The sequence below is a fragment of the Pseudomonas sp. 3JA genome, from assembly GCF_036961705.1.
GTDB lineage: Bacteria > Pseudomonadota > Gammaproteobacteria > Pseudomonadales > Pseudomonadaceae > Aquipseudomonas > Aquipseudomonas fluorescens_Q.
On record NZ_JBAMDJ010000090.1, the window covers coordinates 1 to 1819 of the forward strand.

The 1819-nt window shown below is 62.5% G+C and carries 3 protein-coding genes; all 3 read left to right on the forward strand.

Features of this window, described 5'->3' with window-relative positions:
- The first annotated feature begins 217 nt into the window (after positions 1-217).
- Genes V7773_RS30145 through V7773_RS30155 form a run of 3 tightly spaced genes read left to right on the forward strand, consistent with a single transcriptional unit; the run spans position 218 to position 1791 of the window.
- Positions 218-634: an NUDIX hydrolase gene (locus V7773_RS30145; RefSeq protein ID WP_092146950.1), complete on the forward strand. Its 417-nt coding sequence runs from the start codon at positions 218-220 to the stop codon at positions 632-634.
- A gap of 24 nt (positions 635-658) precedes the next feature.
- Positions 659-1297: a LysE family translocator gene (locus tag V7773_RS30150; protein WP_063324566.1), complete on the forward strand. Its 639-nt coding sequence runs from the start codon at positions 659-661 to the stop codon at positions 1295-1297.
- The gene (locus V7773_RS30155; protein ID WP_092464425.1) at positions 1294-1791 is read left to right on the forward strand and encodes a GNAT family N-acetyltransferase; all 498 of its coding nucleotides are present in this window, start codon (positions 1294-1296) and stop codon (positions 1789-1791) included. The genes V7773_RS30150 and V7773_RS30155 overlap by 4 nt, the downstream gene beginning before the upstream one ends.
- Positions 1792-1819: the final 28 nt, after the last annotated feature.

Below are 1819 nucleotides of genomic sequence, written 5' to 3' on the forward strand. Positions count from 1 at the left end.
GTGGCGAGGGAGCTTGCTCCCGCTTGAGTGCGAAGCACTCACAAAAATGGGCCTGCTGCGCAGTCCAGCGGGAGCAAGCTCCCTCGCCACGGGGCATCTACTTTTATTGCCTTCCATAGGGGAATGTGCGGATTCTGAAACTGGGGCCAGGCTTTGCTCCCTGCCACCGTGGTCTGTAATCTCCCTGGCATTTTTCTGCCCAAGGCTTTGACTCATCATGACCACTTCCCTCATCCGCATAGCCGCCGCCCTGTTGCTCGGGCCGGACGGGCGAACCCTGCTGGTGCGCAAGCGCGGCACCCGGGCCTTCATGCAGCCGGGCGGCAAGATCGAGGCCCATGAACAGCCGGTGCAGGCGCTGGCCCGGGAGCTGGAAGAGGAGCTTGGGTTGCAGATCGACCCGGCACAGGCCCGTTACCTGGGCGTGTTCAGCGCTCCGGCGGCCAACGAGCCGGGGTTTATCGTGCAGGCCGAGGTATTTTTGCTGAGCATCGATGCCCCGGTTTCGCCGGCAGCCGAAATTGAAGAGGTGTGCTGGATCGACCCGGCCGGCGCCAGCAATCTTTTGCTGGCACCGTTGACAGGCGAGGTGATCCTGCCGTTTTATCGAACGACACTTCTAGCTGCCTGCTGATTCACGCCTCAAGGACTGATGCCCATGATTCCATTGCCGGACCTGTTGATTTTCGCCGCTGCCGCGTTGCTGATGGTACTGACGCCCGGCCCGAACATGATCTACCTGATCTCCCGTTCGATCTGCCAGGGCCGCAAGGCCGGCGTCACCTCCCTGCTGGGGGTGGTGGCGGGGTTCTTCGTGCACATGTTCGCCGCGGCCGCCGGATTGACTGCGGTGTTCCTGGCGGTGCCCATGGCCTATGAAGTATTGAAATGGGCCGGTGCGCTGTACCTGTTGTGGCTGGCCTGGCAGGCGGTCAAGCCGGGCGCGCGTTCGCCCTTCGAGGCACAGCAGTTGCCAGCGGACTCGACACGCAAGTTGATCACCATGGGTTTTTTCACCAGCGCCCTGAACCCCAAGATCGCGGTGTTCTACCTGTCGGTGTTCCCGCAGTTCATCAGCCCGGAACACGGTTCGTTGTTCACCCAGAGCATTATCCTGGGCCTGACCCAGATCAGCGTCAGTTTCAGCGTCAACCTGCTGATCGCCCTGTTCGCTGCCGGCATTGCCTCATGGTTCGTCCACAACCCGACCTGGCTGGCGGCGCAGCGCTACTTCATGGGGTTTGTCCTCGGTGCGCTGGCGTTGCGCCTGATGTTTGAGCAACGGCGTTCGGCGTGAGCATCCGACGGTTGAGGGCCGGCGATGCCCAGGCGTATCGCCAGCTGATGCTCCAGGCATACGCACTGCATCCCCAGGCCTTCACCTCCAGCGTCACCGAGCGGGCCAAGCTGCCTATCAACTGGTGGGAGTCACGCCTGGGCAGCCGGCTCGATGTGCTGCTGGGGGCGTTTGTCGAGCAAGAGCTGGTCGGCATCGTCGGCCTGGCCCTGGAGCCCCGGGAAAAAGCCCGGCACAAGGCGCTGCTGTTCGGCATGTACGTCGCCGATGAACATCGCCATCGTGGGCTCGGCTACCAACTGGTCCAAGCCGCCCTCGCCGAAGCCCGGCGTCATCCCTTCCTGCGCCTGGTGCAACTGACCGTCACCGCCGGCAACACCCCGGCGCTCAAGCTCTACCAGCGTTGTGGTTTCGTTCTGTACGGCCTCGAACCGATGGCGATCCGCGTGGAGGATGAGTTCCTCGACAAAATCCACATGTGGCTCGAGCTGTAAACCAATCGGCCATGACTGTTGAGCTTTT